An 11,692-nucleotide genomic window follows, 5' to 3' on the forward strand; every position below is an offset into this window, starting at 1 on the left:
CGGGAGCGGCTGGGCTCAGCGCTCCCCGCCCGGGACCCACAGGACGTCACCGGTGTCCTTGTTGGCGATGCGGGCCAGGATGAACAGGAGGTCCGAGAGGCGGTTGAGATAGGTGGCGGTCAGCGGGTTCATCGTGTCGCCGTGGACCTCCAGCGCGGCCCAGGTGGACCGCTCGGCGCGGCGGACCACCGTGCACGCCTGGTGGAGCAGGGCCGCGCCCGGAGTGCCGCCGGGGAGGATGAAGGAGCGCAGCTTCTCCAGCCGCTCGTTGAAGCGGTCGCAGTCCGCCTCCAGCCGGTCGATGTAGAACTGCTCCACCCGCAGCGGCGGGAACTCGGGGTTCTCCACCACCGGCGTGGACAGGTCGGCGCCCACGTCGAACAGGTCGTTCTGCACCCGGGTGAGGACCTCGACGACCTCCTGTGCGAGACCGCCCAGCGCGATCGCCGTGCCGATCACCGCGTTCGCCTCGTTGGCGTCGGCGTACGCCGAGATCCGCAGGTCGGTCTTGGCGACCCGGCTCATGTCACCCAGGGCGGTCGTGCCCTTGTCGCCGGTCCTGGTGTAGATGCGTGTCAGATTGACCATGCGGCCAGCCTAGTTGCGCCCCGCCCGGAGGGAAGGGGGGCCAAGGGGGCACCTTCCGCCCAACTACGCCGTCCGGGGCGGCCAGTGACGCCTGGGGGTGTGATGTCCGTCATCTGAGACGTGACGCGCATTACTTACCGGTCACAGGGCGCCGCGCGAGCGCTAATGTCCGCCGTGGAGCCATACGTAAACAGCGTGTAAGCGCTCGCAGGTCGTCGCTCGCGCAGTCGTTCAAAGGGGAGTCGGAGTGGCACGGAAGCTCGCCGTCATCGGAGCCGGTCTCATGGGGTCCGGCATCGCCCAGGTCTCCGCGCAGGCGGGCTGGGACGTCGTCCTGCGGGACGTCACCGACGAGGCACTGAGGCGTGGCACCGACGGGATCAAGGCGTCGTACGACAAGTTCGTGAGCAAGGGGAAGCTGGCGGCCGAGGACGCCGAGGCCGCCCTCGCCCGGATCACCGCGACCACCGACCTGGACGCCGCAGCCGACGCGGACGTCGTGGTCGAGGCGGTCTTCGAGAAGCTCGACGTCAAGCACGAGATCTTCCGGACCCTGGACAAGCTGGTGCGCGAGGACACGGTCCTGGCCTCCAACACCTCCGCCATCCCGATCACCAAGATCGCGGCCGCGACGGAGTGCCCGGAGCGGGTCGTCGGCGTGCACTTCTTCTCGCCGGTGCCGATGATGCAGCTCGTCGAGCTCGTCCGCGGCTACAAGACCAGCGACGAAGCGCTCGCCACCGCGCGGGAGTTCGCCGAGTCCGTCGGCAAGACCTGCATCGTGGTCAACCGGGACGTGGCCGGCTTCGTGACCACCCGTCTCATCTCGGCGCTCGTCGTGGAGGCGACCAAGCTGTACGAGTCGGGCGTCGCCACGGCCGAGGACATCGACCTCGCCTGCCGGCTGGGCTTCGGCCACGCCATGGGCCCGCTGGCCACCGCGGACCTCACCGGCGTCGACATCCTGCTGCACGCCACCAGCAACATCTACACCGAGACCCAGGACGAGAAGTTCGCCCCGCCCGAGCTGATGCGCCGGATGGTTGACGCCGGTGACATCGGGCGCAAGAGCGGGCAGGGCTTCTACAAGCACTGAGACCGCACGGGCGTCACCGCACTCACTCTTCGGGGTGAATTCGGTATCGGTTCGCTTACAAGCAGCAACCGTATCGCCACAGAAGCAGTCAGACGTTGCACAGCCACCGTCACGGAGCACGCCACCGCATTCACGGGGAGCGCATATGCACATCAGGGGCGACCACGCCGAGCTGGTCGTCGGGGGCCGCCTCGACGTCCGCAGCGCGGCGGACGCCCGCACGGTCCTGCACTCGGCCGTCGACGACGGCGTCGGCGACCTGGTGCTCGACCTGTCCGAGCTCGACTCGTGGGACGCCACCGGACTCGGTGTGATCATGGGTGCCCACCGGCGCGCCGGCCGCTGCGGCCGGCGGCTGGTGCTGCGCGGCGTGCCGCCGCAGATGCAGCGCCTGCTGGTGGCCACCCGGCTGCACCGCATCCTCGCCATCGAGGGCGGTATCGGGGCCGACTCCCTGCCCCGCGTCTGACGCCCGCCGCCGCGGCGCACCACCTGCCGAGGCGCGCCACCTGCCGAGGCGCGCCACCTGCCGAGGCGCGCCACCTGCCGAGGCGCGCCACCTGCTGCGCGCGCCCTGCCCCCAGCCCGCCGCGCCCCCACCGGCCCCGCCCGCGCCCGCCACGGGCCCGACCGGCCCGCACCCGCCCGCCACCGGTTGGCCCCGGTCCGCCGCCGCCCCGCCCCCGGTCCGCGACGAGTTCGCCGCGGGCCCGCCGCCAACTCGCCCGCGCCCGCGGAACGCATCGCTCCGTACGGGTGTGAACCCGGCGACAGGGGAGACCCGGACCCCCGTCGCCGAACCGTACGACGCGTGCAATCCTCATGAGACCGTGATGTCTCGGACGGCGCGGTACCCCGGACTGTCGTAGATACTGTGCGAAGGTTTAGGGTTCGGTCGCCCGCTGCCATGCGACCCTCGAGCGGGCCCGGACCAGAAGCGACAGCGCGGTGAGCGGCAAGGCCGGGAGGGGCTGGCCCGTGTCAGCACACGACGCTTTTGGGGGGCTTGGAACCTATGGACCCGAACACCCGGGAACCCGAGGACATGGGCCATGACGGCGAAGGCCACGTGCCGGGCCGGCGCCCGCCCAGGGAATCCCTCTCACCGGACTTCGGACAGTACGCGCCCGCACTGGCGCGCACGGTCCAGCTCGTCAGCGGCGACTTCCTGCTGACCGTCAACCCCGTCGACGGCAGCGAGATCGAGGCCTGCCCGCCGGGGCAGCGTCCCGAGAGGCCGCGCAAGTACACGGAGGCCGAGCGCGCCGAGGCCGAGCGCGCCGCCAGGCCGCCCGCCCCGGCGGGCCCCGCGCCGTCCGCCCAGCCGCTGCTGGAGCGGCAGGACGAACGCGAGCAGCTGGTACGCCTGCTCGCCCGCGGCCGCTCCGTGCGCCTGACCGGCCCGGGCGGCTCCGGCCGCACCAGCCTCCTCGACCTCGTCGCCGAGGACTGCGCGGACCTCGCCCCCGACGGCGTGGTCCGCCTCACCGGCCACCGCCGCACGACGGCCGACCTGCTGCACGACCTCTTCCGCGCCGTCTACCACGCCCCGCTGCACCGGCCCGGCCAGGACGAGCTGCTGGAGCACGTCCGGGAGATCGGCGCGGTCGTCGTCGTCGACGACCTCGAGTTCGGCGGCGGCGCCCTCGACGAACTGCTCGACGCCACCCCCGAGTGCGCCTTCCTGTTCAGCGCCACCCCGGACGTGCCCGCCCCCTCCGCCGAGTCCGGCGTCGAGGACGTCGTCCTCGGCGGTCTCGACCGGGCCGGCGGTGTCGAGCTCATCGAGCGCGCCGTGGGCCGGGTGCTCACCGAGGAGGAGTCCAACTGGGCCGGCGACCTCTGGTTCGAGTCCGAGGGACTGCCGCTGCGCTTCGTCCAGGCCGGCGCCCTGCTGCGCCAGCAGGACCAGTTGCGGGCCGCGGCCAACGCCGTCGACGAGTTCGGCGTGTTCGAGGACGCGCCGCCCGCGGACGCCGTGATCGACAGCGGCGACGGCGGCGACGTACCGCTGCCCTCGCTCGGCGAGGCCGCCGCGCCCGCTCCGCTGCTCGCCCGGCGGCTGAGCGCCTCCGCCCGCGCCACCCTGCGGTTCGCCGTCGCCCTCGGCGGCGAGGTGCCCCACCAGGCCCATCTGCCCGCGCTGGTGGGCGACACCCACGCCGACGCCGCACTCGGCGAGCTGGCGAGCTGCGGCCTGGTCTCCCCGGTGGGCGCCCGCTACCGGCTCGCCGCCGGGGTGCTCACCCAGCTGGAGGCGGCCGGCTACGGCGAGGACGCCGAGGCCCAGGCCCTCACCGTCGCCCGGCACTACGCCTGGTGGGCCGGACACCCCTCGGTCACCCCCGAGCGGGTGTCCGCCGAGGCGGACGCCCTGCTCGCCGCGCTCAACGTGCTGGTGCCGGCCACCACGCCGCCCGAGGGGGACGAGGAGGCCACCGCCGTCGCCCTCGCCCGCACCGCGGCGCCCGCGTTCGCCGCGGGCCTGAACTGGAGCGCCTGGGAACGCGTGCTGCGCTGCGGCACCGAGGCGTCCCGGCTGGCCGGGGACGTCGCCGAGCAGGCGTACTTCCACCACGAGCTGGGCGCCCTGGCGCTGTGCGGCAACCAGTTGGACCGTGCCCGCGCCGAACTGGAGGCCTCCATCGGCCTGCGCGGCGCCCTGTCCGACAAGCGCGGCACCGTCGCGGGCCGCCGCGCCCTCGCCCTGGTCGCCGACCGCTCCGGCACGGCCCTGGGCCCGGCCGCCGCGCCGGCCCTCGGCACGGGCGCGGGCGAGGAGGTGCCCGGCGCCCGCACCGAGGAGCCGGCCTCGCCGTCCGGCGGGGTGCCGGCGCCGTTCCCGGCCCTCCTGCCGCCCGGCGACACCACGACGCTGATCGGCCGGCCCGTGGCCGCCGGTGCGCCGTCCACGCCGTACGGCTCCTCCGCCGACGCCCCGGCCAGGCACCGGGTCGGCCTGCGCGGGCTCGCCCGGCGCAACCTGGTGGCGGCCGGCGCGGGCGCGCTGCTCGCCGCCGTCCTCGGCACCGTGGTGACGCTCGGCGCCACCTCCCACAACGACGCCGACGACCCCTCCGACAAGGTGAACGTCAACCCGTCGGCCGGGCAGGAACTGGACGACGGCGGCCTGGGCGCCGACACGCCGAAGAAGGACGACGGCGGCGACGGCGACACCGGCACGGCGACCAGCCGCCCCACCAACCCGGGCCCCGACGGCACCTACGGCACGTCGGACGACCCGACGCCGCCCGCCCGCCCTGCACGGCCCTCGGCCGGCCCCACCGGGACCAGGGGGTCCGGCGGCGGTGGCGGTACGACGGTCCGGCCGCCGAAGTCGCCGACGGCCAGGCCGTCGACGCCGTCCGAGCCGTCCACCTCGCCGTCCAGGAGCTCCAAGCCGAGCCCGAGCCCGTCGAAGTCGCAGACCCCCTCGCCGACACCGACGCCGTCGCAGTCGACGAGCCCCTCGGGGTCCAACTCGGCCAGCGGCCCCGCCACCTCCAGCGCCCCCGCCGTCTCCAGCGCCCCCGCGAGCACCGGTGGCGAGGGCAGCGGCTCTCCGAGCAGCTCGGGCGAGGCCGTCATCTGAGCCGCCGCGACGGCGCACACGACGCGGCACGCACCGCACGCCAAGGCACCGCACGGCGCTCACCGCGCCGCGGCACACGCGCGCACCACACAGCGGGGGCCGGGCCCGTACGAGACGGACCCGGCCCCGGTGCGTACCCGCGGCGCGGTGCGCCGGCTTCCCGCCTCAGAACAGCCGCAGCTTGTCGTCCTCGATGCCGCGCAGCGCGTCGTAGTCCAGGACCTGGCAGCCGATGCCCCGGTCGGTGGCGAGGACACGGGCCTGAGGCTTGATCTCCTGGGCGGCGAAGATGCCGCGCACCGGGGCGAGATGCGGATCGCGGTTGAGCAGCTCCAGGTAGCGGGTGAGCTGTTCCACGCCGTCGATCTCGCCGCGCCGCTTGATCTCCACCGCGACCGTCTGCCCGTCGCCGTCCCGGCACAGGATGTCCACCGGGCCGATGGCCGTCATGTACTCGCGCCGGATGAGGGTGTAGCCCTCGCCGAGCGTCTCGATGCGGTCGGCGAGCAGCTCCTGCAGGTGCGCTTCCACGCCGTCCTTGATCAGCCCCGGGTCCACGCCGAGTTCGTGCGAGGAGTCGTGGAGGATCTCCTCCATCGTGATGATGAGCTTCTCGCCCGCCTTGTTGACGACGGTCCACACCGCCGCCGCGCCGTCGGCCCCCGCGTCCCCGGTGTCCTCCTTCAGGGTGCACGGCGGCGACATCCAGTTCAGGGGTTTGTAGGCGCGGTCGTCCGCGTGGATCGAGACGCTGCCGTCCGCCTTCACCAGGATCAGACGGGGCGCTGACGGCAGGTGGGCGGTGAGCCGGCCCGCGTAGTCGACGGAGCATCGGGCAATGACGAGACGCATGGTCGGCAACGCTACTCGACGTACGGCGGTGCGCGCGAAGCGCCCGGGAAAACCCCGTCCGGACCGCCGGACGGACCCGCCGGGCCGCCCCATTTTTCCCTGGATCACCCGTGTTCACTTCTGGCCGATTGTGTTCCCAACCCGCCTTGCCTGTACGCGCATTCGCCTGGTGGGCCCCCGTTCTGTTGCTTACCGTAGTGAACGGGAGGTCGCGGTATGTGTACGCACCGTGTCCGGTGTCGCGAGCTTCCCTATCTGTCCGGCAACCCCTGCTGTTCGGGGGTGCGAGAGGAGAACCCATGTCGCTCGACGTCTCACCGGCCCTACTCGAACAGGCCGAGCGAGGCGAGGTCGACGAAGCTGACTTCGTCGACTGCGTCCGGACCTCCCTGCCCTACGCATGGGAGATGATCAGCTCCCTGGTGGCCCAGCTGAAGGTGGACGGCGGCAACTTCGCCGACAACCAGACGCCCCCGCCGGACGAGCAGGCACGCGGTCAGCTGCTGCGTGTGCTCGCGAGTGACGCCATACGCGGTGCGCTGCAGCGGCACTTCGGTGTGCGCCTGGCCTTCCAGAACTGCCACCGGGTGGCGGTGTTCCCGCCGGACACCTCCGCCGACGAGGCACTGGCCCGCTTCACCTCGGTGCGCAGTCAGCTGCTCAACCAGTCCCCGGAGCTCAGGGACTGCTGAGGCGGTGGTCGCATGCTTGCCGCTCCGCTCGCGGGAGGTGCTTGGAGTGCTGGGGCGGCAAGCCGATCCGTGACCTCGTCCGACTAGCCCAGCTGCGGCAGGACCTCGGCGCCGAGCCGTCGTACGTTCTCCTCCGTCGCCGCCAGGTCGCCCGAGCCCTCGACGAGCAGGGCGAAGCGGGAGACGCCGGTCCGCTCGGAGGTCGCCGCGAGCCGGTCGGCGCACAGCCGCGGAGTGCCCACCGGGTGCAGCCCGCAGAGCAGTTCGGTGTACGCCAGCGGGTCGCGCATCCGGCGTTCGCGGCCGTCCACCGTGACGTGCGCCTCCAGCCCCTGCCGCAGCCAGCCCGGCATCGCCTTCAGCAGGGTCTCCTCCGCGTCGGTGCGCCGGTCGGCGATCTGGCAGACGCCGGCCGAGACGTGCGCCGCGCGGCGGACCTCGTCGTCCGGCCGCCCGGCCGCCCGCGCGCAGCGCTGCCACAGGGCGACCATCTCGGCCTTCTCCTCGTCCCCGACGTGCATCCCGAGCAGCATCGGCAGCCCGCGCTCGGCGGCGAGGCGGACGCTCGCGGGCGAGGTGCAGGCGACGACCACCTCGGGGCCCGGGACCTCGGTGAGCGCCTCCGAGGGGCGCGGCACGACCGGGACCTCACGGAAGCCGAATCGTTCCCCCGAGGCCGACACCGCCGGCTCGCGCAGCCAGCGCGTCAGCAGGTCGAGCGACTCCGGGAACCCCTTCTCGTACGCCTCCAGGCCCGTCCCGAAGACCTCCAGGTCCACCCACGGACCGCCGCGGCCCACCCCCAGCGAGAACCGCCCCCCGCTCGTCACGTGCAGCAGCGCCGCCTGCTCGCCGAGGGCGACCGGGTGGACGGTGGGCAGCACGCTGACCGCCGTGCCCACCCGCAGCCGGCGGGTGCGCCCGAGCAGCAGCGCGGCGAGGGTGATGGCCGACGGGCACGTCCCGTACGGTACGAAGTGGTGCTCGGCGAGCCAGACCGCGTCGAGGCCCGCCTCCTCCGCGACCTCGGCCGTGCGCACCGCGCGGTGCAGCGCCTCCCCCTGGCCCTGCCCAGGGAACTGGGCCGCCAGCACGAAACTTCCAACGAGCATTGCCTTTTCCTGCTTCCTCGGCTCCGACACGGAGCTCCCCCACCCGGCATAACCGGGCGACACGTGCCGAGGACACGGCCTGACGAAGAGATTTCCGGATTGTCTGCGGAATCGGCCGTCCGATGAGGGGATTTGAGCCGGTGCCGACGGGGTTCGGCCGGTGATCCGTCCTTCGCCTCCGCCCCCCTCCGTGCCGCGTAGGCTGGAGGCGGCCCGTCCCGTCCGAAGCCCCGTGAGGTGTCCTGTGTCCCCGCGCCGCAACCGCCCCAAGGTCCCCGGCCCGTCCGGCCGGAGCCCCGAGGACGACCCCGCGGGCCGCTACGGCGGCTGGCAGTCCACGGAGAGCTGGCGGGGCGAGGACTGGAGCGTGCGCCATGTGGCGGGCGCCAGCGCGCAGGGCAAGACCTACCGCTGCCCGGGCTGCGACCAGGTGATCCCCTCCGGTGTGCCGCACGTGGTGGCCTGGCCCGAGTACGCCGGCGTGGACGACCGCAGGCACTGGCACAAGGCCTGCTGGAACGCGAAGGACCGCCGCACCACGCGGGTGCAGCGGTCCCGTAACGCGCCGAGGTTCTGACCCCTCACACGTCCCGCTTGTTCAGCAGCGTCCAGGCGCCCGCGAAGGCGGCGGCCGTCACGCCGAGGACGATCCACAGCGGGTCCCAGCCCGAGGGGCCGGACTGGGTGAGCGAGTTGGAGTAGAAGACGCTCAGCTGGTTCGGGATGGAGTACTCGAACAGCGCCTGGCGCACCTTCTCCAGCGACTGCGTGAACATGAACAGCGCGATGACCAGCGGGGCGAGCACCACGCCGATCATGATGGTGATCGCGCCGGCCGAATGGCGCAGCACCGAGCCGACGGCGAGCGAGAGCAGCCCGAGCAGGGCCATGTAGAGGCTGACGCCGACCGTCGCCTTGAACCACTCCGCGCCGGTGGGCTGCCGGGCGCCGCTGCCGTCGAGCATCGCCGTCTGCGCCAGGGCGACCAGCCCGGTGGACACCAGGGTGACGGTGAAGGCGAGGAGGAAGAACACCAGCGCCTTCGCCGCGAGCACCCGGCCGCGGGTCGGGCAGGCGGTCATGGTGGTGCGGATCATTCCGGTGCCGTACTCCGAGGCCGTGGTCAGCACGCCGAGGGTGATGACGCAGATGCTGCCGAGCAGCAGCCCGAAGAAGCCCAGCGCCAGCGGGTTCTCCTCGCCCGACAGGTCCGAGGAGGAGTTGACGACCACCAGGCCGGTCAGCAGTCCGATCCCGAGCACGAGCAGCACGAACACCCCGAGCGTCCACATCGTGGAGCGCACGGACTTGATCTTCGTCCACTCCGACGCGACGGCGTGCCCGAGGTGCGTGCGCACCACGGGGATCGGCGAGGTGTAACCGGGATACGCGGACCCGGGCGCCGTCTGCCAGGCCGGCGCTGCCTGCGACATGGGGGGCTGGGGCGTGCTCATCGGGCGTCCTCGGGCTTGGTGGTGTCGGCGGGGGCGGGGGCCGGGGCTGCAGCGGCGGGCGGTGCCGCGGGGGCCGCCGGTGCCGGTGCGGTCTGCGGGGCCGCGGGCTGGGCGGGCACCTGCGGGGCGGCGGCCGGAGCCGGGGCGGCGGCCGGGGGAGCGGGCTGGGCGTAGGGGTTCGGGGCGTCCGCGGGCGGGGCGCCGTACGGGCCGCCCTGGCCCGCGCCTGCGCCGCCGTACGGCCCCGGCGCCTGCTGTCCCGGCTGCCCGGGCGCGGCGAACGGCTGACCGCCCTGCTGGGGCGGCGGCGGTGCGTACCAGCCGGGCTGGCCCTGGCCCGGGACCGGCAGGGGCGGCTGCGCGCCGGGCGGCAGCGGCTGCATCAGCCCGGCCTTCTGGTCGATGGTGGAGCGGTAGTCGACGGCTCCCTGCGTCATCCGCATGTACGCCTCCTCCAGCGAGGCCTGGTGCGGCGACAGCTCCCACAGGCGTACGTCCGCCTGGTGCGCGAGGTCGCTGATGCGGGGCAGCGGCAGCCCCGTCACCCGCAGCGCCCCGTCCTGCTCGGGCAGCACGTGCCCGCCCGCCTCGGTCAGCGCGGCGGTGAGCTTCTCGCGCAGCTGCGGCTCGGTGTCGGGGGTGCGGACGCGGGCGAAGTCCGCGGAGTTCGCGGAGATGAAGTCCTTCACGCTCATGTCGGCGAGCAGCTGGCCCCGCCCGATGACGATGAGGTGGTCCGCGGTCAGCGCCATCTCGCTCATGAGGTGGCTGGAGACGAACACGGTCCGGCCCTCGGCGGCCAGTGACTTCATCAGATTGCGCACCCAGAGGATGCCCTCGGGGTCGAGACCGTTCACCGGCTCGTCGAACAGCAGCACCTGCGGGTCGCCCAGCAGTGCGGCGGCGATGCCGAGCCGCTGGCCCATGCCGAGCGAGAAGCCCTTGGAGCGCTTCTTCGCCACGTCCTGCAGACCGACGACCCCGAGCACCTCGTCCACCCGGCGGGCCGGGATGCCCGACAGCTGGGCCAGGCTCAGCAGGTGGCTGCGGGCGGACCGGCCGCCGTGCACGGCCTTGGCGTCCAGCAGGGCCCCCACCTGGCGGGGCGCGTTGGGCAGCCTGCGGTACGGATAGCCGCCGATGGTCACCGTCCCCGCGGTCGGGTTGTCCAGACCGAGGATCATCCGCATGGTCGTCGACTTGCCCGACCCGTTGGGCCCGAGGAAGCCGGTGACGGCGCCCGGCCGCACCTGGAAGGAGAGGTTGTACACGGCGGTCTTGTCGCCATAGCGCTTGGTCAGGCCGACTGCCTCGATCATGCTCCGCACCCATCGAAAGGTTCAGGTCAGCGGGGCACACGCCCCCGTAAGGGTTAGGAGGATATCCGGGCGCTGACGGTTCCGCCCAAGAGAGGGTAAAAACGCGAGGGGATCACGGGACGGCCGTTTCCGGTCGCGTCCGGTCGCTTCCGAGCCGGTTGCCAAGCCCGTCCGGCCGCGCCCGGACCTATGGGCCCGGACCTACGCGCCTGGACCTATGCGTCCCGCCGGCGCAGCAGCGCATAGCCGCCGGCCAGCGCCGCGATCACCCACAGCACCATGATGCCCAGGCCGCCCCACGGGCCGTACGGGGTGTCGTCGCCCACGCGGGGCACCACCTGCATGATCCGGCTGCCGGCCTGGTCGGGCAGGAACCGGCCGGCCTTCTTGGTCGCCGACACATTGCCGAGGATGTTGGAGACCAGGAAGAAGAACGGCATCAGGATCCCCAGCGACAGCATGGGCGAGCGCAGCATCACGGCGACGCCCATCGAGAACATCGCGATCAGCGTCATGTACAGGCCGCCGCCGAGCACCGCGCGCAGCACGCCCGGCGCGCCGATCGTCGTGCCGAGCGGGCCGAGCATCGCCTGGCCGAGGAAGAACGCGGCGAAGCTCGTCGCCACGCCGACCACCAGGGCGAGCCCGGTCGCCACGGCCACCTTGCCGGCCAGGAAGGCGCCGCGCCGCGGCACGGCCGCCAGCGAGGTGCGGATCATGCCGGTGCTGTACTCGTTGGACACCACCAGCACACCGAAGACGATCATCGCCAGCTGGCCGAGGGTCGTGCCCGCGAAGCTGACGAAGGTCGGGTCGAAGGAGATCCGCTCGCGCGCGGGCATGTCGCCGAACTCGCTCCGCGACAGCGCGGAGATCAGCATGCCGAGGGCGACGGTGACGACCACGGCCAGCGACAGCGTCCACACCGTGGACGCGACCGACCGGATCTTGGTCCACTCCGACCTGACGACCTGGGTCAACGTCATG

11 protein-coding genes are annotated in these 11,692 nt (G+C 73.2%); 5 read left to right on the plus strand and 6 right to left on the minus strand.

Going from position 1 to position 11,692, the window contains the following annotated elements:
* Positions 1 to 15 precede the first annotated feature (15 nt).
* Positions 16 to 588, minus strand: coding sequence for a cob(I)yrinic acid a,c-diamide adenosyltransferase (locus ACI2LW_RS20065; protein ID WP_404732544.1), 573 nt, complete (start codon positions 586 to 588; stop codon positions 16 to 18).
* A gap of 247 nt (positions 589 to 835) precedes the next feature.
* On the opposite strand from ACI2LW_RS20065, the gene ACI2LW_RS20070 reads away from it, so the two are divergent.
* From ACI2LW_RS20070 to ACI2LW_RS20080, 3 genes are all read left to right on the plus strand, one after another.
* On the plus strand, positions 836 to 1,684 hold the full coding sequence (locus tag ACI2LW_RS20070) for a 3-hydroxyacyl-CoA dehydrogenase family protein (RefSeq protein ID WP_404732545.1): 849 nt from the start codon (positions 836 to 838) through the stop codon (positions 1,682 to 1,684).
* A gap of 145 nt (positions 1,685 to 1,829) precedes the next feature.
* Positions 1,830 to 2,153 carry an STAS domain-containing protein gene (locus tag ACI2LW_RS20075; RefSeq protein WP_404732546.1) on the plus strand — a complete coding sequence of 108 codons (324 nt, stop codon included), beginning with the start codon at positions 1,830 to 1,832 and terminating at the stop codon, positions 2,151 to 2,153.
* A gap of 546 nt (positions 2,154 to 2,699) precedes the next feature.
* Positions 2,700 to 5,276 carry an ATP-binding protein gene (locus ACI2LW_RS20080; protein WP_404732547.1) on the plus strand — a complete coding sequence of 859 codons (2,577 nt, stop codon included), beginning with the start codon at positions 2,700 to 2,702 and terminating at the stop codon, positions 5,274 to 5,276.
* Positions 5,277 to 5,441: 165 nt separating this feature from the next.
* On the opposite strand, the gene nucS is transcribed toward ACI2LW_RS20080, so the two are convergent.
* Positions 5,442 to 6,128, minus strand: coding sequence for an endonuclease NucS (nucS, locus tag ACI2LW_RS20085; RefSeq protein WP_404732548.1), 687 nt, complete (start codon positions 6,126 to 6,128; stop codon positions 5,442 to 5,444).
* Positions 6,129 to 6,427: 299 nt separating this feature from the next.
* On the opposite strand from nucS, the gene ACI2LW_RS20090 reads away from it, so the two are divergent.
* A complete protein-coding gene (locus ACI2LW_RS20090; RefSeq protein ID WP_404732549.1) occupies positions 6,428 to 6,820 on the plus strand; it encodes an SCO5389 family protein in 393 nt (130 codons plus the stop codon).
* An 83-nt stretch (positions 6,821 to 6,903) separates the two neighbouring features.
* On the opposite strand, the gene ACI2LW_RS20095 is transcribed toward ACI2LW_RS20090, so the two are convergent.
* Positions 6,904 to 7,932, minus strand: a complete 1,029-nt coding sequence (locus tag ACI2LW_RS20095) for an LLM class flavin-dependent oxidoreductase (RefSeq protein ID WP_404732550.1) — start codon at positions 7,930 to 7,932, stop codon at positions 6,904 to 6,906.
* 244 nt (positions 7,933 to 8,176) lie between these two features.
* Here ACI2LW_RS20095 and ACI2LW_RS20100 point away from each other — a divergent pair, with 244 nt between their 5' ends.
* Complete coding sequence (locus tag ACI2LW_RS20100; RefSeq protein WP_404732551.1) at positions 8,177 to 8,509, plus strand: ATP/GTP-binding protein; 333 nt, start codon at positions 8,177 to 8,179, stop codon at positions 8,507 to 8,509.
* A gap of 4 nt (positions 8,510 to 8,513) precedes the next feature.
* On the opposite strand, the gene ACI2LW_RS20105 is transcribed toward ACI2LW_RS20100, so the two are convergent.
* From ACI2LW_RS20105 to ACI2LW_RS20115, 3 genes are all read right to left on the minus strand, one after another.
* Entirely contained in the window at positions 8,514 to 9,386 is an 873-nt protein-coding gene (locus tag ACI2LW_RS20105) for an ABC transporter permease (RefSeq protein ID WP_404732552.1), read from the minus strand.
* Positions 9,383 to 10,705, minus strand: a complete 1,323-nt coding sequence (locus ACI2LW_RS20110) for an ABC transporter ATP-binding protein (protein WP_404732553.1) — start codon at positions 10,703 to 10,705, stop codon at positions 9,383 to 9,385. The genes ACI2LW_RS20105 and ACI2LW_RS20110 overlap by 4 nt, the downstream gene beginning before the upstream one ends.
* A 215-nt stretch (positions 10,706 to 10,920) precedes the next feature.
* On the minus strand, positions 10,921 to 11,691 hold the full coding sequence (locus ACI2LW_RS20115; RefSeq protein ID WP_404732554.1) for an ABC transporter permease subunit: 771 nt from the start codon (positions 11,689 to 11,691) through the stop codon (positions 10,921 to 10,923).
* Position 11,692 lies beyond the last annotated feature (1 nt).

Source organism: Streptomyces sp. NPDC004065 (genome assembly GCF_044903565.1).
In the GTDB taxonomy this organism is placed as follows: Bacteria; Actinomycetota; Actinomycetes; order Streptomycetales; family Streptomycetaceae; genus Streptomyces.

Coding starts and splice junctions, on each gene's coding strand:
- ACI2LW_RS20115 (WP_404732554.1), bottom strand. CDS start 11,691: ATGACGTTGACCCAGGTCGTCAGGTCGGAGTGGACCAAGATCCGGTCG.
- ACI2LW_RS20090 (WP_404732549.1), top strand. CDS start 6,428: ATGTCGCTCGACGTCTCACCGGCCCTACTCGAACAGGCCGAGCGAGGC.
- ACI2LW_RS20110 (WP_404732553.1), bottom strand. CDS start 10,705: ATGATCGAGGCAGTCGGCCTGACCAAGCGCTATGGCGACAAGACCGCC.
- ACI2LW_RS20095 (WP_404732550.1), bottom strand. CDS start 7,932: ATGCTCGTTGGAAGTTTCGTGCTGGCGGCCCAGTTCCCTGGGCAGGGC.
- ACI2LW_RS20075 (WP_404732546.1), top strand. CDS start 1,830: ATGCACATCAGGGGCGACCACGCCGAGCTGGTCGTCGGGGGCCGCCTC.
- ACI2LW_RS20105 (WP_404732552.1), bottom strand. CDS start 9,386: ATGAGCACGCCCCAGCCCCCCATGTCGCAGGCAGCGCCGGCCTGGCAG.
- ACI2LW_RS20080 (WP_404732547.1), top strand. CDS start 2,700: ATGGACCCGAACACCCGGGAACCCGAGGACATGGGCCATGACGGCGAA.
- nucS (WP_404732548.1), bottom strand. CDS start 6,128: ATGCGTCTCGTCATTGCCCGATGCTCCGTCGACTACGCGGGCCGGCTC.
- ACI2LW_RS20065 (WP_404732544.1), bottom strand. CDS start 588: ATGGTCAATCTGACACGCATCTACACCAGGACCGGCGACAAGGGCACG.